Here is a 23,866-nt window from a genome sequence, read left to right on the forward strand (position 1 = left end):
ACCCTCCAAAATTTGAAGGGTACCTTTAATGATTTACATGTAATCAATAGTCACCTTTATGATGGATTCTCGACGATGAACTTATCATAAATATCGTCCAGACCAGTGGCCAGACTATGGTAAAACTCCGTATGATATTCCCCATTACATGAGTACTTTATAATCCATCCATATGAAAAGTCTTTCGTTGTATATTCAATATCTAAAATTGTCACAGAACTACCGAAACACAATAAACGTATAAGTCTGTTAAATCTGTTTAAATACTCAACTGAATTTATCTCTACATCGTAATTACTTTCTATATGACCTATTCGATCAGCAATAAACCAAGTTTCTGATAACATGCCTTTAATTGTTGATGGAAATAACCTACATGCCATCAAACCATCAATAATATCCTCATTGAATGATACGCCCTGGCAGTTTATTTTCGTTCTGACAGAACCCAGAAAATAAAAAATGAATCTTAAATAACCACGACATTTATCATAATTCCATCTCTGAAACTCGCAAACTTCGTATTTTGTAAAAGATACACCATTAACCGTAGATGTATAGCTTAATATAAATCCGACATACAACCTGGAATGTTTTTCTTCAAGTTTCTCAGCGTTCTCAAAAGATACATTATTTGCCTTAACTACAGAAACCTTAAGATCAGAATGTCGGAATGATTTATCCAATATCAATATACTGATTGGCTCAGGCGCTTCAGCACTTGTTCCAGACACTGCCCCTAACCATTAAGGATTGAATCGCCACAGAATACCAAGTAATGCGCCAACCTGGTAAGCACTGAGAGCCAGATTAATATTTTAATCTGGCTCTGTTTCTGAGAATATCTATGTAGTTACATTTTGGTTCAAGAATCAATCGAAAGTAAATAATCAAGTCCTGACAAGCACTCCTCCAGACATTCAGCTACGACTTTAATATAGGGTTCAGTTTGGCTGCCTAATAAATGGGTATACCCCTGTAGAGCAGGTAAGTGTGCACATATAAATCCCTTTAAAATACTCCAGGTCTCGGGGGTGTTTAAATTTTCATTTGTCAGCACACAACTTATAAAAAGCAATTCCACACCAAAATGGTCACCAGGAACATGTTTATGTACCATCGGCAATTTGATGTTAAGCATAGAGGGAGCAAAATTGAATTTTTGATAGAAATCCTCTTCTTCTGCTCCCCCATCAAAGCTTGCTGCAGGAAATTGCCAGATGTCTCCATGACGTAAGCCATTACTAAAGACATGATTATAGGGTGGACAAAACAAACCAGATTGTGGGAAGCAGAAATAGTCATAAAACGCCTGCTGACATTCTTTAATCGCAAGGTTTTGCCCTGTACATTGCTTTATCCAGTCAATAAGCTCTTGTTCAGGGCTTTTGAGTAGTAAGGATCCAGCAATATCACAGGTTCTTCTCAACTCTTCCACTTCACACATACTTGCCCCCTACGCTTTGATAATTTTAGCTCGTGTATTAAAGAAACTGCTACTGCCACCAATTGGATCCATAAGCGGCATCCCCCATACATCTGGATCCAGTCGCATTATTGGATTTAAATTTATCCCCGCAGCCCGGATTTTACTGCCTTTAATTCGCTTCCCACCAATATCAATATCGGTTGCTCCGTAACCCCAATGGCCATAGCCAACGATAAAGCTGATCACTCCGGGTGCAACCCCATCTCTGAGTTTTACTTCACAACGCCTACGCCCTTCAACAGTTTCGACCCATACACTATCACCGGTTTTCAAACCGAGAGCTTTCCCATCCTCGGTATTAATTTCAGCCCAGTTTGTCGGCTGTATCTCTCGGATAAAACTGTTGGAAGACAGTCGGGACTGGGTCTGAAGTGCACTTTTTCGGGTCAATATTGTAAAATCCATACCTTTGCCCTGATCGAGCTCATCCACTTTTTTCCCCATCATAGTGAGAGATGGTTGCCAAAGTGCAGTTCCTGAAAAACGTTCACCGGTAAAACTATTTAGACCCTGAGCAATTTTTTCATTGTACATTCTGATACGATTATTGAATTGATTTTTCAATTGCGTACCATTCCGTCTGGTAGTAACTGGCTCAAAACGACCACCGCGTGACATTAAAAAAAGTACTTTTCTCCATTCATCAGACTTAAGACTACTGAAATACTTCTTCTGGTAATCTTCAAGACCGGCAATTTTTATATCATCATCAGTAGCATCCGATACTGGTGTTCCACTATAAGCAACGTTTGCAGTACCTTTCAGATAGTAATCCTCCATTTTTTCGAGAGGCCATAGAGTTCCATTACTGTCAGGGATAGCATTTTTCCCAAACCCAGCCATGTTTAATTTCGAAGCTATATCAATAAAGAAAGTCTCAAGACAAAAATGTTGTCCCGCCTGGTTTTTTCCAGTCAGCGGCTCGATAACGGGATAACGTACAGCAGTCCCCTTGACCATAGTTGCTTCAAGCATCGGATGCTGGACATAACGTTCCAGATATGTAATGTCAGGGATAATATAATCTGCATACATGCTGGTATCACTAACGACAATATCACTGGCAATAATTAATGGTATTTTTGTTGGATCACAAACCCCTCGAATAATATCTTCTTTACCCATGCCTGGAGCGCTGTATAAAGGCGTACACATATGCCACAACAGAATGTCGGCTGTATACGGATAACCTTCCAGTGCTGAAGGCAAGATATCACTGAAAATATCTTTAGTGAAAGGGAACCACGGCCTTTTAGCTGGGTAGGGGGCTTCGCCACGAGCAACCTTTGTCTTAAATTCAGTAGAATCTTCATAGCGAAAGCCATCTTCACGGGTAATTTTAATACCAAATTGAGCTGGCACCAGAGAAGGAATAGCAGTCAGGTCATATACCCCTTTGTCATAAGGGAATCCACCTCCCCCGAGGGAACCACCACCACTCCAGTTCAAATTACCGATTAAGACGTTCAACTGATTTATTGCAAAACCTGTATAATAACCGTTCGGGTGCTGTGCAATTCCACGATAAAACTCTGTGGATGCTTTTCGTCCATGCTTAGTGAACTCGTCAGCTAAATTGACAATATCGTCAATGCGAACACCACTGATATCGGCATAATACTCTAGAGAATAATCATTCGCTGATGTCTTTAATAAATGAAATGCTGTAGCAACCCCTATACCATTAACACTCCCGCTATAATCCAGTATTGCTTTAACACATTTTTCCGCTAATTCTGGAATACCAGTGAGATTAATTACGACACTGTCGTTACTGTCCCCCAAGGCAGCTTCACTAGAAGTAATAAATTTCCCAAAATTAGGATGTGTTTCATCGGTAATAATCAGATAACTGGCATCCGTGAAACAAGTTTCACCAGCATTTTTGGCAGAAGACTGATTAGGGTAACTTAAAAAATCCGTATTATGGCGATTATGATCTATAATCCAGCTTATCATCCCCATTGCGATAGCACCATCAGTACCTGGTCGCGGAGCAAGCCAGAACATATTTGGGTCATCCGTTATAGTTCGGGGTAATACTGGATCAATAACAGCAATTTTACAGCCCTTTGAACGCGCCTCTGCTGAGTATTTCCCTAATGTCTGCATAGGGAAATTAGCTTCTCCAGGCGCGGTTCCCCAATATAAAACAAACTCTGACTCACAAAGATCTGCTTTAAAATTATTATGCTCAGTATATACAGCACTCGTAGCAATGTGATGGCTTAATTCGCATATATTAGTGTGTTCGTAATTATTAACTGTGCCAAAGGATTTCGCGAAACGAGTCTGAAAATCTTTTCGCGTTTTAACAATACGTCCGCTTTGTATAACAAGCTTATTAGATACTCGCCCTAAGTCATGATTGTTATCATCAATCCATTCATCACGTTTTTCATATAATGCCCGGAATCCTTTTATCTCAAGGTTTTGACTAGCCTCATCACCTGTATCAGCGAAAATCTTTCCACCATTGACCACTTCATCGATCAGTTTTTCCCACTCAATAGGCACCCATTTATTACTTCCTCTCGGGCCAGAGCGCTTCAGGGGAACTGTCAGTCGATATGGGTCGTAAGCAGTTTGTAGACCCGCGTTCCCTCGGGCACATAGTGTACCCGGAGTATTGGCAGTGTCCACCACCGGGATATTCATATCCTTATAATCAATCAATGTGTTCGGATGATATGGATTACCCTGTAAGCGTTCCAGTTTTCCGGTTTTACGGTTCACTTTGGCTCTCAGTCCACACTCTCCATGACACTGAAGACATACAGAATGACGTACCATATAATTGGGATTTATAACATGCTGGCCAGTTTCTTTATCAAGCAGCCATTCAGGTTCAGTTGACTGACCATAAAAGGTTGATTTTGCTTGCTCTCCTGCATCTAAGAATGTACCTGCACGGTAAAATACTTTTCCATAAATACTGGCACCAACACCTACACCTAGCGCGGCACAACCTGTAAGAAAATGACGTCTGTTCATTTAATTTCTCCTCCTGTATGTGCCGGATATTTGTGTTGGAAATTCTCATAAAACAATATGACTAAAGCAAGAATACCTGCCATGAAAAATATACTACCAAAAGAATATAAATATTCTTTTGGTTCAGGGTGATAAGTAAAGACTCCGGCGCTGCTACGACTCGTTCCCTGCCCCCCAACCAACAAAAGAAAACGAACACCCCAGGCAGAGATAGCAGATAGAATAATGATAATTATGTAGTGGATTTTATTTTTAGATCTAATTACAGCAATCATAACGCAAGCTAAAACCAACGCTCCCACAGTAATTATCTGCGTTGCTAAATAGTTAGAATCAAGTAAACCAAAGGAGGTGCTGATAGTTTCTCCCGCAAAGACATGCCCCCACCATGTGAATAGCAATAAAATAAACATAGTAATAAGCATCACACCAAGCCCGCAATAAGATGAAATTACTGCCGGTTGTTCATTAGTATGTTTAGAAACTAAACTGTAGGCTATGAATCCAGTATAAAGTCCACTAAGTAACATTAAGACTGCAGACAGTGGGGTATTCCAGAGTGCAATACCATGCTCATTAGTCATGAATATTCCAGAGTACATCCCTAAAAATATCCCAGTTCCTATAAGAAGGATTTTCGTTAATTTATCAACGAAAACAGACAGCTTTAATGGCGTGAGTTGCAGGATTAGTAACAGGCAAAACAGGGGTAAAATCAGTACACCATATTTTATTATTGAACCGTACCAGTGTTCCCAACCATATATAAATCCATAAATTAACCGGCCGGGTTGCTGTACCTCTGCTAATACATTTAATATGCCTCCAAATGCTAATGCAAAAGCCAATGCCACAGGTAAAAGGTTAGTCTTTGACTGACTCCCCCAGTTAAGGAAGGACCAGATAACAGCGAGACCTCCTGATGCACCTAACAATAGCGAGTAATTAATAAAAAGCAAGCCAAATGGAGATTGATGTGCAATATTTAAAATGGTCGTCATCATGATTTACTCCTGATTTACCCAGGGGAGTTCCTGATCGAAAACATCAGAAAACTCTTTCGTCCAAGTCTTACTTTTTATTTCTTCTCCTACAGTCATTTCATTGTTTAACCCAATATAAAATACCTGAGGCTTGTTACCCGTTGCTGGATTCAAAACATTTGTTATATGCTCTGAATATAATTTATGCACTTCACTTTCTTTGTCATTCAGATCACCAAAAACCCTTGCTGCACCGACACAAGTTTCGACACAGGCTGGGACGAGCCCCTGTTCTATGCGATGCGCGCAAAAGGTACATTTATCAGCTGTTTTGGTTTCAGTATTAATAAAACGAGCATCATAAGGGCAGGCAGTAACACAGGCACCACAGCCCCAACAAATATCCTGATTGATAAGAACAATGCCATCATTGCGTTTAAACGTAGCACCTGTTGGACAAACAGGGACACAGCTAGGGTTTTCACAATGGTTACATAGACGCGGAAGAAACTGTCTTTTGGTTTTTGGATATTGACCAACTTCAATATCGGCGACCCAGGTTCTGAATTGCCCCGGCGGTGCGTGATTCTCGATTTTGCAACTGACAGTACATGCCTGACAACCCACGCATTTACGCAGATCTATGACCATACACCAGTGCTGTTTTTTTTCAGTAAGTCTGGGGGCTGCCTGAGTAGGAGCTATAACAAGCGCAGCTCCAGTCGCAATGGCTAATGTAGATATAAGTTTCCGTTTTTGGGAATCTTTTGGATAGTCGTCATCATCGGTATTCATAGTTACCCTTCAATTTATTGTTTACATAAATATGAATAAAAAGACATAACAAAAGAAAACAGAGGTAGTATGGGTGTACGAACTTGTCATTGTTTTGACATTTATCAAATACATTCGCTTATGCGTATATGTTGTTGATTTTCATCTCCGCTGGAGATATCGTTACCCAAACGAACAGGAGGAATGATGTCGCTTACTTCCCTACAACTCTTTAAGAATCTGTCTGATGAAACACGTCTGGGTATTGTTCTCATACTCAGAACCATGGGGGAGTTGTGCGTCTGTGATCTTTGCACTGCACTTGATCAATCACAGCCTAAGATCTCCCGGCATCTGGCAATGTTGCGGGAAAGCGGGATTTTGCTTGATAGTAAGCACGGAAAATGGGTTCATTACCGCTTATCCCCACACATTCCTTCATGGGCTGCGCAGATTATTGAGCAGGCCAGGTTAAGCCAACAGGACGATCTTCAGGCCATCGCCCGTAAACTGGCTTCAGTCAACTGCACTAACAGCAGTAAGGCTATTTGTATTTAAAAATTTGCCTGAATATATATGATTTTCCACATGTGAGGTGTTAAGGATGAAAACGCTAACGGTATTCGACCCAGCGATGTGTTGTAGCACCGGTGTCTGCGGTACTGATGTCGATCAGGCTCTGGTTGATTTTTCTGCGGATGTACAATGGCTTAAACAACGAGGTGTTCAGGTAGATCGTTACAATCTGGCACAGCAACCGATGAGCTTTGTCCAGAACGAGAAAGTTAAAGCATTCATTGAGGCTTCCGGTGCGGAAGGACTGCCACTACTGTTACTGGATGGCGAAACAGTGATGGCCGGACGTTATCCGAAACGGGCTGAACTTGCACGGTGGTTTGGGATTCCGCTGGAGAAAGTAGGATTAGCGCCTTCAGGCTGCTGCGGTGGTAATACTTCTTGTTGTTAAGTATGCCAGGAGGACAAATGAAATTTTTAGAAAATATACCCCCTTATCTGTTTTTTACTGGTAAAGGTGGTGTAGGTAAAACCTCTATTTCCTGCGCCACAGCGATCCGTCTTGCATAACAGGGTAAACGAGTATTGCTGGTCAGTACCGACCCGGCCTCAAACGTTGGCCAGGTGTTTGGCCAGACGATAGGCAACACCATTCAACCAATAGCCTCTGTTCCGGGATTATCGGCTCTTGAGATTGATCCTCAGGCAGCTGCACAGCAGTACCGGGCCAGAATCGTTGACCCAATTAAAGGCGTCCTGCCTTATGACGTCGTTAGCAGCATCAACGAACAACTGTCGGGTGCATGCACAACCGAGATTGCTGCATTTGATGAGTTTACTGGATTGCTGACTGACGCCTCTCTGCTGACCCGCTTTGATCATATCATTTTTGATACAGCACCTACTGGCCATACTATCCGCCTTCTCCAGTTGCCTGGTGCATGGAGCAGTTTTATAGAGAGTAATCCAGATGGCGCATCTTGTCTGGGCCCAATGGCGGGACTGGAAAAACAGCGTGAACAATATGCTCATGCCGTTGAAGCGTTGTCTGACCCAACACGCACCCGACTGGTTTTAGTCGCGCGGTTGCAGAAATCAACGCTACTGGAAGTCGCCAGAACTCATCTGGAACTTGCCGCCATCGGTCTTAAAAATCAGTATCTGGTCATTAATGGCGTTCTTCCAAAAACTGAAGCCGCTACCGATACACTGGCTGCAGCAATATGGGAACGTGAACAGGAAGCGCTAGCTCATCTTCCCTCTGATCTTTCTGGCCTTCCAACTGACACGCTATTCCTTCAACCGGTTAATATGGTCGGTGTATCTGCACTCAGCGGGCTTCTCTCCACTCAGCCAGAAGCAGTATTATCTTCTGCAGACTACATTCAGCAACGTCCTGATATTCCATCGCTCTCTGCGCTAGTTGATGACATTGCCCGTAATGAACATGGTTTGATCATGCTGATGGGCAAAGGTGGCGTGGGGAAAACCACGATGGCTGCTGCCATTGCCGTCAGACTGGCCGAAATGGGATTTGATGTCCATCTGACAACGTCTGATCCTGCGGCGCATCTCAGCACAACCCTCAATGGCAGCCTTAAGAATCTGCAGGTCAGCAGGATCGATCCTCACGAGGAAACGGAACGCTACCGTCAGCATGTTCTTGACACTAAGGGAGGCGAACTGGACGAAGCAGGAAAACGCCTGCTGGAAGAAGATTTACGCTCTCCTTGCACCGAAGAGATTGCGGTCTTCCAGGCCTTTTCACGGGTGATTCGTGAAGCGGGTAAGCGCTTCGTGGTCATGGATACGGCACCCACCGGGCATACGCTACTACTGCTGGATGCCACCGGGGCGTATCACCGCGAAATTGCTAAGAAAATGGGCGATAAAGGCCATTTCACCACGCCAATGATGCAGCTTCAGGACCCGGAGCGAACCAAAGTGTTACTGGTCACGCTGCCGGAAACCACGCCTGTGCTTGAGGCGGCAAATTTGCAGGCCGACCTTGAACGCGCAGGGATTCATCCCTGGGGCTGGATTATCAATAACAGCCTTTCCATTGCCGATACCCGTTCACCGCTGCTTCGTCTGCGGGCACAACAGGAACTTCCGCAGATCGAGAGCGTTAAATTCCAGCATGCCAGTCGCGTAGCTCTTGTTCCTGTACTGGCGTCAGAACCGACCGGCATCGACAAACTCAAACAACTCGCTGGTTAATTATTGTCATTATTCGGGGCAGCTTTGCTGCCCTTTCGGGAGGTTATATGTTACTGGCAGGAGCCATTTTTATCCTGACCATCGTGTTGGTTATCTGGCAGCCAAAGGGATTAGGCATTGGCTGGAGCGCCACGCTGGGTGCCGTACTGGCTCTGGCATCGGGTGTGATTCATATCGCCGATATTCCGGTGGTGTGGAATATCGTCTGGAACGCCACGGCCACCTTTATTGCCGTCATTATCATCAGTCTGTTGCTGGATGAGTCCGGCTTTTTTGAATGGGCTGCCCTGCACGTTTCCCGCTGGGGCAATGGGCGTGGACGTCTGCTATTTACCTATATTGTTCTGCTCGGCGCGGCGGTGGCGGCATTGTTTGCCAACGATGGCGCGGCGTTAATTCTGACGCCGATCGTTATCGCCATGTTACTAGCGCTGGGGTTCAGTAAAAGCACCACGCTGGCGTTTGTAATGGCCGCAGGGTTTATTGCCGATACCGCCAGCTTGCCACTTATCGTATCGAACCTGGTCAATATCGTTTCGGCTGATTTCTTCCGTCTGGGATTCACAGAATATGCGTCGGTGATGGTGCCAGTGGATATCGCCGCCATTGTCGCCACGCTGGTGATGCTGCATCTTTTTTTCCGCAAAGATATCCCGCCCACTTATGAGCTGGCGCGACTGAAAGAACCCGCAAAAGCCATCAAAGATCCAGCAACATTCAAAACGGGCTGGATTGTTTTAGTCCTTTTGTTAGTCGGTTTTTTTGTACTCGAGCCACTCGGAATTCCTGTGAGTGCAATCGCGGCAGTGGGAGCCGCAATCCTGTTTGCGGTGGCCAAAAAAGGTCATGGGATTAACACCGGTAAAGTGCTGCGCGGTGCGCCCTGGCAGATCGTGATCTTCTCACTGGGGATGTATCTGGTGGTCTACGGATTACGCAACGCAGGGCTGACAGAATACTTGTCTAACGTGCTGAACGTACTTGCTGATAAAGGTCTTTGGGCTGCTACCTTAGGTACTGGCTTCCTGACTGCATTCCTGTCTTCCATCATGAATAACATGCCTACCGTGCTGGTTGGCGCTCTCTCTATTGATGGCAGCACCGCAACAGGCGTTATCAAAGAGGCGATGATTTATGCCAACGTGATTGGCTGCGATCTGGGACCGAAAATAACACCTATCGGCAGCCTGGCAACGCTACTCTGGCTGCATGTGCTTTCACAGAAGAATATGACCATCACCTGGGGATACTATTTCCGCACCGGGATCGTCATGACTCTGCCTGTGCTGTTTGTAACGCTGGCCGCGCTGGCGCTACGTCTCTCTTTCACTTTGTAATGAGATACTGATATGAGCAACATCACCATTTATCACAACCCGGCCTGCGGCACATCGCGTAATACGCTGGAGATGATCCGAAACAGCGGTACTGAGCCGACCGTAATTCTCTATCTTGAGAATCCACCTTCACGCGATGAGCTGGTCAAACTCATTGCAGATATGGGTATTTCAGTACGAGCCCTGCTTCGTAAAAACGTTGAGCCTTATGAAGAATTGGGACTCGCCGAAGATAAATTTACTGATGATCAGTTAATCGACTTTATGTTGCAGCATCCGATCCTGATTAACCGACCCATTGTTGTATCACCACTGGGAACCCGACTGTGCCGCCCATCGGAAGTGGTACTGGATATTTTGCCTGATGCACAGAGAGGTGAATTTACTAAAGAAGACGGTGAAAAGGTGATCGACGCACATGGGCAGCGTGTAATCAAGTAGTTCCATTTCACCAGGCAGCTCTATTTATTGCTGCCTGGTGACAGAGCTTATGCGATTTTTACTCAGAGGCTGAAATGATGGATAAAACGTACCATGTCCTTTTCCTGTGCACAGGCAACTCTGCCAGAAGTATTTTTGCTGAGGCTTTAATGAATCAGCTCGGTGGTGGGATTTTCAAGGCGTTTAGCGCCGGCAGCCATCCCGCTTCATCACCGCACCCTTTGACGCTAAAAGTATTGAAAAGTCAGGGGTTTGACATCTCCAGCCTTTCAAGTAAAAGTCTCCTGCAGTATCAGCAAGTCGACTCACCAAAAATGGATTTCATTTTCACCTTGTGTGACAAAATGGCTGGAGAAGGATGCCCGGTATTTCCAGGCCAACCGCTGACGGCCCATTGGGGATTCAAAGATCCCGCACTCGCAGAGGGCGATTCGGAAGCAATGTACCAGGCATTTGTGGACGTCGAGAAGCAAATAGCCAGTCGCATCAGACTGTTTCTGAGTTTGCCGTTTGAGAAGCTAGATCGCCTTTCTTTACAACAGCAACTGGAACAACTGGATAAAGGCGTGTAGTGCAGTTGTGAGACTCGTACGCGCTTGCCTACTCATTAACGTTCGATGTTATATCAACAGGCACTCTTTGTAGTGCCTGTTTATCTTTTCCAATCAAATAGATCCATATGGCTATGATTGCTGCCACACACGCAAATACCAGTGAAATGATCAGCATGCCAGTATCCCCAAATCGTTCGCGAAAGCTGGCATAGAGTGAAGGGGCCAGTGCCGACAGAAAAAAACTCGGCATGAGCAATGTTCCCATGCGACTGGCGTACAGGCGCGGGTCAAACAGAGTTAATGGTAATGTTGCTCTCACCAGAGTAGATAGACCGTTGACGGCACCATATCCAAGAACGAACAAGCCGGTCCCCACGATGGATGTCTGTCCCAGCAGGCTGATCATGAAACAACAAGGAAGCAAAATCCCCACTATCAGGTTCAGCCCCAGAGCAGATCCTCGACTCCCCATCGCTATATCGCCAAGACGTGCACTGACCTGTCCCACCCCCCATAAGGAACCAACAAGTACCGGGACACCAGCACTGGCCAGAATCAGAGGTAAATGGGTTGAAATTCCTGTGGACAGGAAACTGAGCAATGCCATCAATGCTGCATACAACCCGCATTTCAGATAGTCCCGCTCAAGATGCTGGATGCCCTGTTCCGTCGATTCGCGGGGGGCTACACCTCGTTCTCTTTTGTTATCTGGCAAAGAAATACAAAGCAAAATGCTTATCAGGGCGAACAGGCTGTAACAGCCAACACCCCATCGCCAGCCCAGCAGGCTCAGTAAGCCCTCGCCAATTGGCCAAAAGGCAACAGAAGCCAGACCTCCGAGCAGGGTCACCTGTGTAATAGATTTTCTGGCTGTCGGCCCTGCAAGATTTACGAGAACAGCGAAAGCTGCATCATAAAGTGAAAGGCGCATACCTATGCCCATCACCAGCCAGGCCATTAAGTAAATGTATAGGGAGTGACTCGTTGCCAGGAGCAGGCATCCAAGGCCGTTCAGGAGAGCACCAAGCTGCAGGACTTTTCTTCCCCCCATCGATGCTAATAATCGCCCGGATATCGGTGAAATGAGCCCCATGATGCCCATAGCCAGCGTCAACCCTGAGAAGATAAGAGGTTGCCCCCACGACGTGTCATTAGCAATGGCGCTACCAAAAGCACCCAACAGGTAGTAGGTAATCCCCCAGTTAATTAACTGGGCCAAACCAACGCACCAGGTAATCTTGCTGCTAAGTAGAAGTGGAGGTGTGTTCACCGTTTTTGCATCTCCTCAGGTTCCGGTATCCCGGTTGCAAACGTCACAATTTAGTTCGGGGAGACGGGATTTATTCCCCTCCAGCAACCTATGTGCTCGAATACAAACTTACCTTTCAACTGTTAAGCATTGGTTTCAGAAAGAGAAAAACGGATGATATTTCCGGTAGGTAGAAGAAAACTCTCTCAATATCGGCGTCAGAAATAGTTAAAGACGGAAATAAATATGAAGGAGGGCGAATGCCCCCTTTTTCCTGTTTCAGAGCATAAGGCCTGAATCTTATGGCAGCGAGCTGTTCCCTTCCCCCAGATTTCGTTGCAGCAAAACCGTGTCCAGCCAGCGACCATGCTTGAAACCAATGTCTTTCAGCGTGCCTTTTTCTGTAAATCCGACCTGCTGATGGACTTTCAGCGAACCCTCATTATTGCTGTCGCCGATAATGGCTATCATCTGCCGGTAGCCGTGTGTTTCTGCCCAGGCAATGACGTGGCGCAGCAACGCTTTTCCTGTCCCCTGACGCTGCGCATCCGGGTGAATATAAATTGAATCTTCGAGGGTGTGGCGATAGGCGTAGCGTTCACGGTAACGAGTGAGATAACAATACCCGATGACCTTTTCTTCCTCTAACGCGACAACCCACGGCAGCGCCTGATTGCGGATCTTTTTCAGGCGGGCAAGCATCTCATGGGTATCCGGTGGTTCAGTTTCAAAGCTGGCGGTACCATGAATAACATGATGGGCGTAGATATCGCATATGGCGGGGATGTGCTTTTCTTCTGCGTTAACGATTTTCATTGCTCTGTTCCCGTTGGCATCTTTTTTAAGGTTACTTGAAAAGCTAAAGGAAAGGTAAATACAAAAGCTTATGACCCAACAAGCAGGCTAATCTTCCATACCATCTTTTGTTTTCATTCATGCAGGGAGACAAATATGTGCTTCCTGTACCCATATTTTTTATATGACCAGGCTGAGGCCCATCTCAATGAGCAATCTCAGCAACAGTTAATCGAACTCGAAAAGATTCTTTTTGGAAAATGACAGAGGACTTTGTTATCCATCGGGGAAATAGAACGACAGCAAAGCATGAAGGGGGCAAACGCCCCCTTCATTGTTACTTCGCCATTTCTTCCAGCAGGTCAATACCAACCGGCTCTTCGCTCTGTAGCGCTGTTAATGCAATACGCTCTGCATACTGCTCTTCCACATCAGAGATGAGAGGCAGCTCGCGGTTAGCCCTGGTCTTCAGGAAAGGTGAAGACGGTTCAGCAGCTGCCAGGCTGTTATTAACAACCCATGCCCACGGCTCGATCCCGGCCCGGCGCAGATCGGACTGCAGGTTTGCAGCTTCCAGTACAGGTGTCGTTTCGGCAAGCGTCACGATAATCACCTTCGTCTTCTCCGGATCCTGCAATTGCATCATTGGAGTGATGACGTGGTCATGTGTTTGCCCCATCTGACGCACCATTTCCCGGTGATAGGCTCCAGTCGCATCCAGTAGCAGGAGCGTATGGCCCGTTGGCGCGGTGTCCATAATGACAAAATGGTCGTCTGCCTCTTTGATGATTCGGGAGAATGCCTGGAAGACGGCGATCTCTTCAGTGCATGGCGAGCGGAGGTCTTCCTCCAGCACCGCCAGCCCTTCTGCATCTAATCCTTTGCCCTGATTTTCCAGGACAAAGCGGCGATAACGTTCTGTCTCTACCTTCGGGTCGATACGGCTGACCTGAAGATTGGGCAGCGAGCCATCCAACGTGTAAGACAGATGTGCTGCCGGATCGGATGTGGTCAGGTGGACTTTGTGGCCACGTTTCGCCAGCGATACCGCGACTGATGCCGCAACGGTCGTTTTGCCCACGCCGCCTTTCCCCATCGTCATGACCAGCCCTTTGCCAGTCTGGCTCAGTTCATCAACTAGTGAAGCAAGTTTCGGCAAATCCAGAGTATTCAGCGTAGTAGCAGGGAGAGCCGGTGCGGCTTTGCTCTCTGTAAATAACTCCCGCAATGCTTCCAGACCGACCAGGTTAAATGGCTTCAGATACAGCTGTGAGCGGGGAAGATTAGCCAGATTATCAGGCATTGCCTGTAATGCTTTTTCTTCCCGAGCCAGAATACTTTGCGCCAGTGGATCATCCTCACCCGCAAACGGCGGTAGTACACCATTAATGGCAAGGTGCTGATGTTGCAAACCGATAGCAGACAGCTCATCGTGGGTATGGGAAACCTCTTTCAGTGTCGAAGCCTGGGCGCGGGCAACCAGCACTAATCGTGTGAGAGCTGCATCAGACAGCGCTTTAACCGCATCTGAGTACTGGTGCTGTTGTTTCTCAAGCCCCACCAGAGGCCCGAGGTTTGCAGCGGCATCGGGGTTCGCTTCCAGATAACCGCTCCAGGCTCCCGGTAGCTCAAGCATGCGGATAGTGTGACCGGTTGGCGCGGTATCAAATACGATATGGTCATATTTTTCCCGCAACTGATGATTGGTCAGAAGACCGGTAAACTCATCAAACGCAGCAATTTCCGTGGTGCATGAACCTGAAAGCTGCTCTTCAATGCTGCTGACCACATCGGCTGGCATCAGCTCACGAACGGGGTCAAGCACACGGTCACGATAAGCCTGTGCCGCAGCCATAGGGTCAACTTCCATCGCAGCAAGATTTTGTACGGTACTGATATCTGTAATTCGGTGGCCGATAGTCTGGCTAAATACCTGGCCGACATTGGAAGCCGGATCGGTACTCACCAGAAGCGTTCTCTTACCCTGATCGGCCAGCCATACCGCAGTAGCACAAGCGAGGGATGTTTTACCCACTCCACCTTTACCGGTGAAGAAGATGAACGGGGGGATGTCTTTTAAAAATGGCATATTCATCAGCAATAGCTCCTCTGGAATTAAGGCATACGTGGAATGCTGCAGCAACGTGGTTGGGTGCTGTCTTCACTCCAGTCCTGAGTAAGCGGAATACCGGCCCAACGGGCGATATCTTCACGAGTCGGCAGTTTGCCTGCCATCACCAGCTTGCCGTCGAGCAAGGTAACAGGGAGGGACTCCATCCCTGAAGTGTTCAGAAACTCTTTGATCACAGGTGTATTCAGGAACTGCTGCGGGTTTTTCGCAAGGCTGTAGCGCTGAATATCAACACCATTCTTTTTCGCCCATTCGGCGCTGGCGTTCCATTTGACGGCTTCGTCGCTGACCACAACGCTGCTGGTTGCACAGCAACCTGCTGCTTCAAAGATCTCAATTTTTGACATGGACTGTTTACCTCAGTGTTTAGTCATTTGGCTTTACACTGAGGTAAACGAAGATGGTGGGAAAAAGATGCGCGATTAATTCATTTTTTTGTGGCAGCAGACGGGAGAAGTGTCATCTGCCTCAATCTGGCAAAGTTCTGTCATCGCTTCTTTCAGGTGCTTTCTGGCCCGTAGTAAACGGGATTTAAACGCCGTAAGCGTGATTCCCAGTTCATCGGCCAGGGACTGCTGGGGACGCCGGTTAAGATCGGACTCTTCAATCAGCCACCGCTCATCTTCGGGTAACGCCTGTAATGTTTCAGGCAGGCAAATATCCAGCGTTGAGATCGCATCATGGGATACATCAGGCAGTGGGGCCTCTTCTTCCAGCTCAACGAATTCCCTGGTGGTGCGGTACTCATCAATCAGCAGATTCCTCGCCGCCCGATACAGCCAGGCTCGCGGATTCTCCATTTCGCAGAAATTGTCTGAATGAGCACGGGCACGCAGGAATAGCTCTTGCAGAAGATCTGCTGCTTTTTCGCTATCACCTGTCTTCGATGTCAGAAAGCGAGAGAGTTCGGCTTCATGTTGCCGCCAGAACACACTCATGCAGTTGTTGAATGCCGTTACATCACTCATACCAGCCCTCAAATTTTGCTCTGATTTACTCGGCGAGAAAGTTCTTCTGCTGACTCTTTTCGTTCGCTGTAGCGATCAACGAGATAGGCTGAATTACCTCTTGTCAGCAGCGTGAATTTCACCAGCTCTTCCATCACATCCACAATGCGGTCGTAATAAGACGACTGTTTCATCCGTCCATCTTCATCAAACTCCTGCCAGGCTTTTGCCACGGAGGACTGATTTGGGATGGTGATCATCCGCATCCAGCGGCCAAGAATGCGCATCTGGTTTACGGCATTGAAAGACTGAGAGCCACCGCAGACCTGCATGACGGCAAGCGTCTTCCCCTGCGACGGGCGAACTGCCCCTTCCGATAGAGGTATCCAGTCGATTTGAGCCTTCATTATGCCGGTCATTGCACCATGGCGTTCAGGTGAACACCACACCATCCCTTCGGACCAACGAACCAGCTCACGCAATTCCATGACTTTGGGATGCGAATCAGGCGCATCATCAGGAAGAGGCAAGCCAGAAGGATTGAAGATCCGAACTTCTGCGCCCATGGCAGTCAACAACCTTGCCGCTTCTTCAGTTGCCAGTCTGCTGTATGAACGTTCACGTACAGAGCCGTACAGCATGAGGATACGGGGAGGGTGTGGAACAGAAGGAATGCCGAATCTTGCCTCTGTAATTGAGGTATCGAACAGGCTTGCATTAACATTCTTAAGTTCAGTGCTCATTTTTTCCTCCAAGATCGCCATTGGTATCGTACAGTCCATCTGCCCCTGAGCAGCATTCTTCTGTCAGAAAAGCAATCAGCGCGCCAAGGTTTTCATAGCAGGCGTGACAGTACAGTATTCTTCCTTGCCGCTCCTGACGAACCAGAGATACAGATATCAGAGATGAAAGATGGTGACTCAGTGTGGATGCAGGGATTTCGAGTTGCTTCTGTAGATCACCCACGGCCACGCCCTGAGGTCCGGCTTTGATTAGTCTTTTATAAATCCCGAGCCTTGTCACATGGCCAAGCTCTTTCAGCACCGACGCCGCAAAGTTCAGTTCCATATTCGTTCTCATGATTGTTATTTCTATATTTCTAGAATAATAGAAATGAATTTTACATTCAATATTCAATGTATCTGGTTGGGAATGAAGTGAAGAACAGCCAAGAAATTGTTGTGGCCTAGTCGATAGCCACAGGAAGCTGCTGTGACTGGGCAACATATTCGCCCGGCAGACCAGGAAGAGACATCTTCATCAGCATTCCTTTCAACTAAGTAGATGGAACTCGTGTAACAGTTGCTCAGGAATCCAGGACTTTCCGCCCCTGAACTATGGCATGCAGATGCTTGAGAACTTTCTGGCCATCTGTTTCCATCATGAAGGGATTTAGGTTAACCAGAGTCAGCATCATCACAATTAACCCAGCAATGACCGTTAGTGGCTGAATACCGGTAAGAGTAAAAACTGGTACTGACAGAATCACGGGCAATAATGGACCGGCCAGCGCCGCCGCCATAACTTTCCACCTGGGGGCATCATTCGCATAGTGGTAACTGACACCTCCGTCTGGAAAAAGCAATCCAAACTTCAGGATAAGTCTGCCCCTTTTGAACCGGAACAACACAGGTTTCCCCACTTGAAAGCGGGTTACCCGAGTTCCCAGGCACATGGCCATAAGGGCATGTCCGGATTCATGAATAAATGCGTAAAGAAAACTGAAGAGATATAAATAAACTGGCAGCATCCATCCAAGACTATCAACGATGTAATGCAGGTATTCAAAAGAATGCAATGGAATTCCTTTAATCATAAATCCCGCCCGCCATTAAATTTGTTCAGCAGCAGTTTTTGCAATTTCATCCACCGCTTCTCTGACCGAAAAGGACAAACTCTGCTTCGGCGAGAAATGTACCCAGTAGCACAGGTGAGATGCCCAGGTCTGACCGTTCTGTCGCGGCTCATAATCCACACTGAAGGCATAGATAATCCTGCCATTCAGATCAAAGCTGGTCACTTCGCAGTAACGCAGATAAAGCTCGCGTAATTCATCAAACAATTCTCCCTCTTTCAGCGGGCCCGCTTCTTTGACTGTTTCACGCTGATCCATGAAATGCCCCACAGCTGCTTTTTTGGAAGGAAACTCCCTTCCCTTGATAATCCCCTTAGTGGAACGCCCCATCCTTAACTCCTTAGTTGTTACGCTGCTCTATTGAGAAATCCCGCCTGTCAGGAGTTCACCTTATGACCTGGTGACTATAAAAGATCCATATACCATGCCGCTTCGTCAGGACAACCCAAATCGATCTCAAACGCCCCTTCAGGAAGCGTACGGGATTTATAACCGCCGTCAGAATACTGAATGGACCACTCTTTCATATCTGGAGCATCAAGGCGGCTGGCCATTTCCTCGTATATCCCGTTCTCCTCATCGAGAAGCACAAGAAGTGTTTCCCCCTGCGTATTCGTCGTGCGGTATAACCACATTTTTTTACAGCCATAACCTGAAAGCATTTCCACAATTGATGAAGGGGAAAAGCTGTTGCACTGATTAGCGTATGTCGTTGTGTTGCTCATAATTGATTTCCTTATCGTAAGCTTTCTACTAATTACTTTATTTATCATCACCCGCAGGACATTCCGTTGCCCGCCTGAAGTGATTAGCCAGATAACAGTCACCAACCGCAATTACCGGACGCACCTTTCCCACACTTCCGAAAAATCCATAATGGCTTGTTTTTCGGAAATGCTGAGGGAGAGATTATCTGGAATGACCCGTTAGGTCGGTTTGAAGTGCGGAGGGTGGCTTACTATCTAATTAATTAAATTATATCACATTTTCTGATTTTGTCCCAAAAAATGTGCAAATAATAGCCATGATCCGCTTCTAGCTTTTTTCGGATCTGACCGGGAAAAGAGAGAATACAACATAGGTTCAACATATCCATATGCCGGGCATCTGCATAGGTGTGGCATACGCATATACTTACCATCTGCATATGCTATGACTATACATATGCTTTGCATCTGCATATACTGAACATAGTCATACAGGCCGGTCGGCCAGGAGGAAATGATGAGAACTGTATCCATTTTTAAAAACGGCAATAACCGCGCCATTCGTCTGCCCCGCGATCTGGATTTTGAGGGAGTGAGCGAGCTGGAGATCGTCCGGGAAGGGGACAGCATTATTTTGCGTCCCGTCCGGCCGACCTGGGGCTCGTTCGCGCAGTTCGAGAAGGCAGACCCGGACTTTATGGCGGAGCGCGAGGACGTTGTCAGCGACGAAGGACGATTTAACCTGTGAACAAGACCTATATGCTCGACACCTGTATCTGCTCGTTCATCATGCGCGAGCAGCCGGAAGCCGTCCTGAAGCGCCTGGAGCTGGCGGTGCTGCGCGGCCAGCGCATCGTTGTCTCGGCCATCACTTATTCTGAAATGCGCTTCGGGGCCACCGGCCCGAAGGCCTCCCCGCGCCACGTCGAGCTGGTCGACGCGTTCTGCGCCCGCCTCGATGCCATCCTGCCCTGGGATCGCGCTGCGGTGGACGCCACCACGGAGATTAAGGTGGCGCTGCGAATGGCCGGGACGCCGATCGGCCCGAACGACACGGCCATTGCCGGGCACGCCATCGCCGCCGGTGCCGTGCTGGTGACGAATAATACGCGGGAATTTGAGCGGGTACCGGGTCTTGTGCTGGAAGACTGGGTAAGATAACGCTGTAAAACAAAACAGGCGGTCTGGCGCAGCCGGACACTCTTTCAGTCAGCGGTATATAAAGGAATAAAAGATGCCTCTGATCACGCGGCTTATGCTGCAAAACTTTAAAAAGTTTCCGGAACTGGACCTGCGCTTCACTCATGACCGTAACATTCTGGTCGGGGACAATGAGTCCGGGAAAAGCACGATTCTGCTGGCCCTTGACCTTGTGCTGAGTGACAGCCGGCACCGGGTCGAGGCATTGGGTGTGGAATCGCTCCTGTCCCAGTCAGCAGTAAGGCAGTTTCAGGAAGGTGAGCGCCGCGCCGATCAGTTACCCGTGCTGACAGCTGACGTTTTCCTGAGTAATGGGGGAGATCCTGACCTGAACGGCAGGCAAAATCTGGCGGGTATCAATGCGGATGGTCTCAGAATGCGTATTGCACCAATGACGGAGGAATACGGCCAGGATATTCACAATGTACTACAGCAGGATCCCGATAATTTTCCCTATGAATACTATTCCGTGCGGTTCAGCACCTTCTCCGGTGGTCATTTCGCCAGCTTCAGACGCTATCTGCGCCATCTGCTCTTAGACAGTGCACGCATCGATAACGAGCACGCCGCACAGGAATATACGCGCACAGTTTACAGCGTCAATGTGCCGGTGGCCGATCGGTACCGGCTTGAAAACAGTTACCGGCAACAGAAAATGCACTTCTGCACCCGGCATCTGTCAGCCATAAACGACACGCTGGAAACGTATCAGTTTGGCGTGCGTTCCGGTGCTAAATCAGGGCTTGAGGCGAATCTGGACATTACCGAGGACGGTATTTCCATTCGTCACCGTGGAAAAGGAAGGCAGTGCTTCATCAAAACGGAGTTTGCGCTGCAGCGGCATCAGCAGCAGGGAGAGCTCCACGTACTGTTGCTTGAGGAGCCGGAAAATCATCTCAGCCATGTCAGTATGAAGAGGCTGGTTAATCAGCTTGCCACTGAACGGCAGACGCAGGTGTTTATTGCCACACACAGCAGCCATATCTCCTCCCGCCTCGATCTGCGTAAGGCAATCCTCCTCGGGTCTGCCCGGCCGGTACTGATGAATGAACTTTCCGCTGAGACTGCCGCCTTCTTCATGAAAGCACCGGATAATAACGTACTGGAATTTGCGCTGGCCAGACGTGTGCTGCTCGTGGAGGGGGATGCTGAGTTTATTCTGATCGAGGCCTTTTATCGCCGCCTGTATGGCAGGGCACCGGAGGAAGACGGAGTTCACATCATCGCTATCGGCGGAACGAGTTTCCGTCGTTATCTTGAACTGGCCCGTCTTCTGGAAAATCGCGTCGCGGCCCTTCGTGATAATGACGGCAACTATCAGCAAAACTGCGATGAACGCTATGCTGACGTGATTTGTTCCCGCTCCCGGGTATTTGCTGATCGCGATAACACCCGATCCACATTTGAAATCAGCCTGTATCAGGATAACGCTGATCTGTGTGATACGCTTTTCCGCGGACCCCGCCGGACACTCACGGTGCAGGAATACATGCTGGCCAATAAGGCAGAAGCAGCATTCCGGCTGTTACAGCTGCACGCCGGAGAGCTGACCGTACCTGATTATATTCAGGAGGCACTGGCATGGATAAGAGAGTGATATTTGCGGTTGCCGGCTCGGGCAAGACCACGCTGCTGATACGACGGTTGAGTGAGGACAGGAGGACGCTGCTCCTGACCTTCACCGTGAATAATGAAGCGCATCTGCGGGCACAGATTATCAGACGTTTTGGCTTTATCCCGGAAGGGATCAGGGTGATGACCTGGTTTGAGTTTCTGCACGGTTTTTGCTTCCGGCCTTTCCTGCAGGAGCAGCTGGCATCGCGTGGCCTGAGCTTCGACCAGCCCCCACCCAGAATACCGCGCACGAATGCCCGGCATTATCAGGATCCCGCCGGACGGCTGTATCACCGGAGGCTCGCACATTTACTGACAGCCCGGGGGTTGCTGCCGGATATCCGTATCCGGCTTGCCCGTTACTATGATGAACTGCTTGTCGATGAAGTCCAGGACTTTGCCGGACATGACTTTAATTTTCTGCTGGAGCTCTGCCGCGCGGAAATCACTGTGCTCTGTTGCGGCGATTTTTATCAGCATACCTTTGATACAAGCCATGACGGCAACGTTAATTCAACGCTGCACGACGACATCACGCGATATGAGGCCCGCTTCGACGCAGCAGGTTTCGCGGTTGACCGGGACACGCTCAACCGGACATGGCGTTGCTCAGCTTCAGTGTGCGAGTTTATCACCGGGCAACTGAACATCCGTATCGCTGCCCATGGGATACATGCCTCCCTGATTGAAACGATCGCAGATACAGAGCGCTCAGCCACCCTGCACGCCGATAATACGGTGATTAAGCTCTTCTATCGTGAACATCACCGTTACGGCTGCTATTCCATGAACTGGGGCGCCAGTAAAGGGCTCGATCACTTTCAGGATGTCTGCATTGTGATGGGATCCTCCCACTGGAAGCTTCTGACCCGTCAGGAACTGGCAACCCTTCCACCGTCGTCCCGTAACAGGCTGTACGTGGCATGCTCACGGGCGCGCGGCAACATTTATTTTGTTCCCGAAACTCATCTGCGCCGATTCCGAAACTGAGTTACCGACTTCTCAGTCGGGCACAAATCAGTAAAAAGCGAGGGTCATCGACGGGAATACCGGCTGGACAGGTGCGGTTCCGGTTCTCGCTTTCCGGAACCTGGCTAACAATATGTAACATTATCATTAAATACAATTATGCCAGTTATTTTTATTCGCAAAATGCGGTGATGCTTCCAATTAGTAGAACATGTGTTTTTCAATAAACGTCCCGATGACTTTTTCGTGGATCTCTACTGAACGCGAGAAGCAGATTGTTTTACGAGCCAAGCGCTTAATGCGGGTGCGCAGCGTCAGGTTATTGCGCTCAATCCGTTGGGTGAATATTTTTCCGGTCAGATGCTTATCCTTCGGCACCTCCCGGCCATAGCTGCCCCAGTCGTCGCTGGTGATCATGCCGATGTTGAATGGCGTAAGCAGTGCCAGTAGTTCCCGGCAGGTTTCATCGGTACGGGGACCAAAAGTGTAGGCCAGTACCTCCCCTGTTTTGGTGTTATACGCGTACCAGAGCCAGTGTTGCCGGGCTTTACTGCCAACGAAACTCCATTGCTCATCAAGTTCGCAGATAAGCGCCACATCAGCATGAGCAACGGGCGAAGACGTTATTCGCTTTGGCGTGAGTTTTTTAAAGTCCGGATGACGGTGTTAATGCCAATTTTCAGTGTCCTGGCGGTATCGCGAACCCCGGCGCCATTGAAGGCCATTTCAGTGATCAGCTCTTTAATGCCCGGCTTACGGGCCTCATAAGTGTAAGTGAGCTGAAAAACGCGGTGGCAGTCACGGCAGCGAAATCTGTCATGGCCTTTAGGGTTCTGACCATGGCGGTAGACCTGTGCAGACTGACAACGAGGACAATGAATGTTAACGCTGGCCATGAAAGAACCTCAAAAGCCCGCATTATACATCAGATTCAACTAATTAGAGGCATCACCCGCGCAAGAACAAAACGGCCATCAACATCGAATACATGAAAGCCAGCATCCGGGCCAGGGTGGAGCACCCGTTTCGCATCATCAAGCGGCAGTTCGGCTTCGTGAAAGCCAGATACAAGGGGCTGCTGAAAAACGATA

Annotated in this window: 25 protein-coding genes and 3 pseudogenes; 11 read left to right on the forward strand and 17 right to left on the reverse strand. The window is 48.0% G+C overall.

Going from position 1 to position 23,866, the window contains the following annotated elements; translation table 11 throughout:
• Nucleotides 1-56 precede the first annotated feature (56 nt).
• The 5 genes from OGV50_RS03225 to dsrO form a co-directional block, all read right to left on the reverse strand.
• Nucleotides 57-734: a hypothetical protein gene (locus OGV50_RS03225; RefSeq protein ID WP_053263390.1), complete on the reverse strand. Its 678-nt coding sequence runs from the start codon at nt 732-734 to the stop codon at nt 57-59.
• A 131-nt stretch (nt 735-865) separates the two neighbouring features.
• A complete protein-coding gene (locus tag OGV50_RS03230) occupies nt 866-1,447 on the reverse strand; it encodes a hypothetical protein (protein WP_042999138.1) in 582 nt (193 codons plus the stop codon).
• 9 nt (nt 1,448-1,456) lie between these two features.
• Nucleotides 1,457-4,483 carry a molybdopterin-dependent oxidoreductase gene (locus OGV50_RS03235; RefSeq protein ID WP_042999137.1) on the reverse strand — a complete coding sequence of 1,009 codons (3,027 nt, stop codon included), beginning with the start codon at nt 4,481-4,483 and terminating at the stop codon, nt 1,457-1,459.
• Nucleotides 4,480-5,487 (reverse strand): hypothetical protein, encoded by a 1,008-nt coding sequence (locus OGV50_RS03240; protein WP_046494316.1) that lies wholly within the window; start codon nt 5,485-5,487, stop codon nt 4,480-4,482. The genes OGV50_RS03235 and OGV50_RS03240 overlap by 4 nt, the downstream gene beginning before the upstream one ends.
• Before the next feature lie 3 nt (nt 5,488-5,490).
• A complete protein-coding gene (gene dsrO, locus OGV50_RS03245; RefSeq protein ID WP_042999135.1) occupies nt 5,491-6,261 on the reverse strand; it encodes a sulfate reduction electron transfer complex DsrMKJOP subunit DsrO in 771 nt (256 codons plus the stop codon).
• A 186-nt stretch (nt 6,262-6,447) separates the two neighbouring features.
• On the opposite strand from dsrO, the gene OGV50_RS03250 reads away from it, so the two are divergent.
• The 6 genes and pseudogenes from OGV50_RS03250 (at nt 6,448) to OGV50_RS03275 (ending at nt 11,326) form a co-directional block, all read left to right on the forward strand.
• Nucleotides 6,448-6,798 carry a transcriptional regulator gene (locus OGV50_RS03250; RefSeq protein ID WP_042999134.1) on the forward strand — a complete coding sequence of 117 codons (351 nt, stop codon included), beginning with the start codon at nt 6,448-6,450 and terminating at the stop codon, nt 6,796-6,798.
• A gap of 46 nt (nt 6,799-6,844) precedes the next feature.
• Nucleotides 6,845-7,207: an arsenite efflux transporter metallochaperone ArsD gene (arsD, locus tag OGV50_RS03255; RefSeq protein ID WP_046494310.1), complete on the forward strand. Its 363-nt coding sequence runs from the start codon at nt 6,845-6,847 to the stop codon at nt 7,205-7,207.
• A gap of 17 nt (nt 7,208-7,224) precedes the next feature.
• Nucleotides 7,225-8,976: pseudogene (gene arsA / locus OGV50_RS03260) on the forward strand (arsenite efflux transporter ATPase subunit ArsA).
• Nucleotides 8,977-9,023: 47 nt separating this feature from the next.
• Nucleotides 9,024-10,313 (forward strand): arsenite efflux transporter membrane subunit ArsB, encoded by a 1,290-nt coding sequence (arsB, locus tag OGV50_RS03265; RefSeq protein WP_042999131.1) that lies wholly within the window; start codon nt 9,024-9,026, stop codon nt 10,311-10,313.
• 12 nt (nt 10,314-10,325) lie between these two features.
• Nucleotides 10,326-10,754 carry a glutaredoxin-dependent arsenate reductase gene (arsC, locus tag OGV50_RS03270; protein ID WP_042999130.1) on the forward strand — a complete coding sequence of 143 codons (429 nt, stop codon included), beginning with the start codon at nt 10,326-10,328 and terminating at the stop codon, nt 10,752-10,754.
• 74 nt (nt 10,755-10,828) lie between these two features.
• Complete coding sequence (locus OGV50_RS03275) at nt 10,829-11,326, forward strand: arsenate reductase ArsC (protein ID WP_000968905.1); 498 nt, start codon at nt 10,829-10,831, stop codon at nt 11,324-11,326.
• A gap of 28 nt (nt 11,327-11,354) precedes the next feature.
• On the opposite strand, the gene OGV50_RS03280 is transcribed toward OGV50_RS03275, so the two are convergent.
• The 11 genes and pseudogenes from OGV50_RS03280 to OGV50_RS03330 form a co-directional block, all read right to left on the reverse strand.
• Nucleotides 11,355-12,527, reverse strand: coding sequence for an MFS transporter (locus OGV50_RS03280; protein ID WP_152754617.1), 1,173 nt, complete (start codon nt 12,525-12,527; stop codon nt 11,355-11,357).
• A 330-nt stretch (nt 12,528-12,857) separates the two neighbouring features.
• Complete coding sequence (locus OGV50_RS03285; RefSeq protein WP_042999128.1) at nt 12,858-13,373, reverse strand: GNAT family N-acetyltransferase; 516 nt, start codon at nt 13,371-13,373, stop codon at nt 12,858-12,860.
• A gap of 316 nt (nt 13,374-13,689) precedes the next feature.
• Nucleotides 13,690-15,447, reverse strand: a complete 1,758-nt coding sequence (arsA, locus tag OGV50_RS03290; protein ID WP_115190221.1) for an arsenical pump-driving ATPase — start codon at nt 15,445-15,447, stop codon at nt 13,690-13,692.
• Nucleotides 15,448-15,467: 20 nt separating this feature from the next.
• On the reverse strand, nt 15,468-15,830 hold the full coding sequence (locus tag OGV50_RS03295; protein ID WP_020839050.1) for an arsenic metallochaperone ArsD family protein: 363 nt from the start codon (nt 15,828-15,830) through the stop codon (nt 15,468-15,470).
• A 75-nt stretch (nt 15,831-15,905) separates the two neighbouring features.
• The gene (locus tag OGV50_RS03300) at nt 15,906-16,451 is read right to left on the reverse strand and encodes a sigma-70 family RNA polymerase sigma factor (RefSeq protein WP_046494307.1); all 546 of its coding nucleotides are present in this window, start codon (nt 16,449-16,451) and stop codon (nt 15,906-15,908) included.
• Nucleotides 16,452-16,459: 8 nt separating this feature from the next.
• Nucleotides 16,460-17,173 (reverse strand): arsenical resistance protein ArsH, encoded by a 714-nt coding sequence (gene arsH, locus OGV50_RS03305; RefSeq protein WP_046494306.1) that lies wholly within the window; start codon nt 17,171-17,173, stop codon nt 16,460-16,462.
• On the reverse strand, nt 17,163-17,498 hold the full coding sequence (locus OGV50_RS03310; RefSeq protein ID WP_046494305.1) for an ArsR/SmtB family transcription factor: 336 nt from the start codon (nt 17,496-17,498) through the stop codon (nt 17,163-17,165). Before OGV50_RS03310 ends, arsH begins: the two co-directional genes overlap by 11 nt.
• Nucleotides 17,499-17,736: 238 nt before the next feature.
• Nucleotides 17,737-18,246, reverse strand: a complete 510-nt coding sequence (locus OGV50_RS03315) for a M50 family metallopeptidase (protein ID WP_046494304.1) — start codon at nt 18,244-18,246, stop codon at nt 17,737-17,739.
• Nucleotides 18,247-18,261: 15 nt separating this feature from the next.
• Nucleotides 18,262-18,615, reverse strand: a complete 354-nt coding sequence (locus OGV50_RS03320; protein ID WP_042999127.1) for a hypothetical protein — start codon at nt 18,613-18,615, stop codon at nt 18,262-18,264.
• Nucleotides 18,616-18,689: 74 nt separating this feature from the next.
• Nucleotides 18,690-19,010, reverse strand: a complete 321-nt coding sequence (locus OGV50_RS03325; protein ID WP_042999126.1) for a hypothetical protein — start codon at nt 19,008-19,010, stop codon at nt 18,690-18,692.
• Between the two features lie 300 nt (nt 19,011-19,310).
• Nucleotides 19,311-19,553: pseudogene (locus OGV50_RS03330) on the reverse strand (hypothetical protein); the annotation flags it as partial.
• Between OGV50_RS03330 and vapB the strand changes: the two are divergent.
• The 4 genes from vapB to OGV50_RS03350 all read left to right on the forward strand — a co-directional run bounded on the left by vapB (nt 19,510) and on the right by OGV50_RS03350 (nt 22,796).
• Complete coding sequence (gene vapB / locus OGV50_RS03335) at nt 19,510-19,740, forward strand: type II toxin-antitoxin system VapB family antitoxin (protein WP_001261282.1); 231 nt, start codon at nt 19,510-19,512, stop codon at nt 19,738-19,740. The pseudogene OGV50_RS03330 and the gene vapB sit on opposite strands and share 44 nt — an antisense overlap.
• Complete coding sequence (locus OGV50_RS03340) at nt 19,737-20,153, forward strand: type II toxin-antitoxin system VapC family toxin (RefSeq protein ID WP_016236302.1); 417 nt, start codon at nt 19,737-19,739, stop codon at nt 20,151-20,153. The genes vapB and OGV50_RS03340 overlap by 4 nt, the downstream gene beginning before the upstream one ends.
• A 73-nt stretch (nt 20,154-20,226) precedes the next feature.
• Nucleotides 20,227-21,789: an ATP-dependent nuclease gene (locus OGV50_RS03345; protein WP_004206609.1), complete on the forward strand. Its 1,563-nt coding sequence runs from the start codon at nt 20,227-20,229 to the stop codon at nt 21,787-21,789.
• Nucleotides 21,774-22,796, forward strand: coding sequence for a helicase UvrD (locus OGV50_RS03350; protein ID WP_000361404.1), 1,023 nt, complete (start codon nt 21,774-21,776; stop codon nt 22,794-22,796). Before OGV50_RS03345 ends, OGV50_RS03350 begins: the two co-directional genes overlap by 16 nt.
• A gap of 180 nt (nt 22,797-22,976) precedes the next feature.
• On the opposite strand, the gene OGV50_RS03355 is transcribed toward OGV50_RS03350, so the two are convergent.
• A protein-coding gene (locus OGV50_RS03355) for an IS1-like element IS1N family transposase (RefSeq protein ID WP_085949432.1) occupies nt 22,977-23,671 on the reverse strand; the annotation gives its coding sequence in 2 pieces (ribosomal slippage) (nt 22,977-23,425 and nt 23,425-23,671; 696 coding nt in all).
• 47 nt (nt 23,672-23,718) lie between these two features.
• Between OGV50_RS03355 and OGV50_RS03360 the strand changes: the two are divergent.
• A pseudogene (locus tag OGV50_RS03360) lies at nt 23,719-23,866 on the forward strand (transposase); the annotation flags it as partial.

The sequence above is a fragment of the Citrobacter sp. CK180 genome (assembly GCF_030333655.1).
Classification (GTDB): domain Bacteria; phylum Pseudomonadota; class Gammaproteobacteria; order Enterobacterales; family Enterobacteriaceae; genus Citrobacter_B; species Citrobacter_B koseri.

Bases quoted from the DNA above. Each gene is read 5' to 3' on its own strand.
- OGV50_RS03230 (WP_042999138.1), bottom strand. From the start codon at position 1,447: ATGTGTGAAGTGGAAGAGTTGAGAAGAACCTGTGATATTGCTGGATCC.
- OGV50_RS03235 (WP_042999137.1), bottom strand. From the start codon at position 4,483: ATGAACAGACGTCATTTTCTTACAGGTTGTGCCGCGCTAGGTGTAGGT.
- OGV50_RS03240 (WP_046494316.1), bottom strand. From the start codon at position 5,487: ATGATGACGACCATTTTAAATATTGCACATCAATCTCCATTTGGCTTG.
- dsrO (WP_042999135.1), bottom strand. From the start codon at position 6,261: ATGAATACCGATGATGACGACTATCCAAAAGATTCCCAAAAACGGAAA.
- OGV50_RS03250 (WP_042999134.1), top strand. From the start codon at position 6,448: ATGTCGCTTACTTCCCTACAACTCTTTAAGAATCTGTCTGATGAAACA.
- arsD (WP_046494310.1), top strand. From the start codon at position 6,845: ATGAAAACGCTAACGGTATTCGACCCAGCGATGTGTTGTAGCACCGGT.
- arsB (WP_042999131.1), top strand. From the start codon at position 9,024: ATGTTACTGGCAGGAGCCATTTTTATCCTGACCATCGTGTTGGTTATC.
- arsC (WP_042999130.1), top strand. From the start codon at position 10,326: ATGAGCAACATCACCATTTATCACAACCCGGCCTGCGGCACATCGCGT.
- OGV50_RS03275 (WP_000968905.1), top strand. From the start codon at position 10,829: ATGATGGATAAAACGTACCATGTCCTTTTCCTGTGCACAGGCAACTCT.
- OGV50_RS03285 (WP_042999128.1), bottom strand. From the start codon at position 13,373: ATGAAAATCGTTAACGCAGAAGAAAAGCACATCCCCGCCATATGCGAT.
- arsA (WP_115190221.1), bottom strand. From the start codon at position 15,447: ATGAATATGCCATTTTTAAAAGACATCCCCCCGTTCATCTTCTTCACC.
- OGV50_RS03295 (WP_020839050.1), bottom strand. From the start codon at position 15,830: ATGTCAAAAATTGAGATCTTTGAAGCAGCAGGTTGCTGTGCAACCAGC.
- OGV50_RS03300 (WP_046494307.1), bottom strand. From the start codon at position 16,451: ATGAGTGATGTAACGGCATTCAACAACTGCATGAGTGTGTTCTGGCGG.
- arsH (WP_046494306.1), bottom strand. From the start codon at position 17,173: ATGAGCACTGAACTTAAGAATGTTAATGCAAGCCTGTTCGATACCTCA.
- OGV50_RS03310 (WP_046494305.1), bottom strand. From the start codon at position 17,498: ATGGAACTGAACTTTGCGGCGTCGGTGCTGAAAGAGCTTGGCCATGTG.
- OGV50_RS03315 (WP_046494304.1), bottom strand. From the start codon at position 18,246: ATGATTAAAGGAATTCCATTGCATTCTTTTGAATACCTGCATTACATC.
- OGV50_RS03320 (WP_042999127.1), bottom strand. From the start codon at position 18,615: ATGGGGCGTTCCACTAAGGGGATTATCAAGGGAAGGGAGTTTCCTTCC.
- OGV50_RS03325 (WP_042999126.1), bottom strand. From the start codon at position 19,010: ATGAGCAACACAACGACATACGCTAATCAGTGCAACAGCTTTTCCCCT.
- vapB (WP_001261282.1), top strand. From the start codon at position 19,510: ATGAGAACTGTATCCATTTTTAAAAACGGCAATAACCGCGCCATTCGT.
- OGV50_RS03345 (WP_004206609.1), top strand. From the start codon at position 20,227: ATGCCTCTGATCACGCGGCTTATGCTGCAAAACTTTAAAAAGTTTCCG.
- OGV50_RS03350 (WP_000361404.1), top strand. From the start codon at position 21,774: ATGGATAAGAGAGTGATATTTGCGGTTGCCGGCTCGGGCAAGACCACG.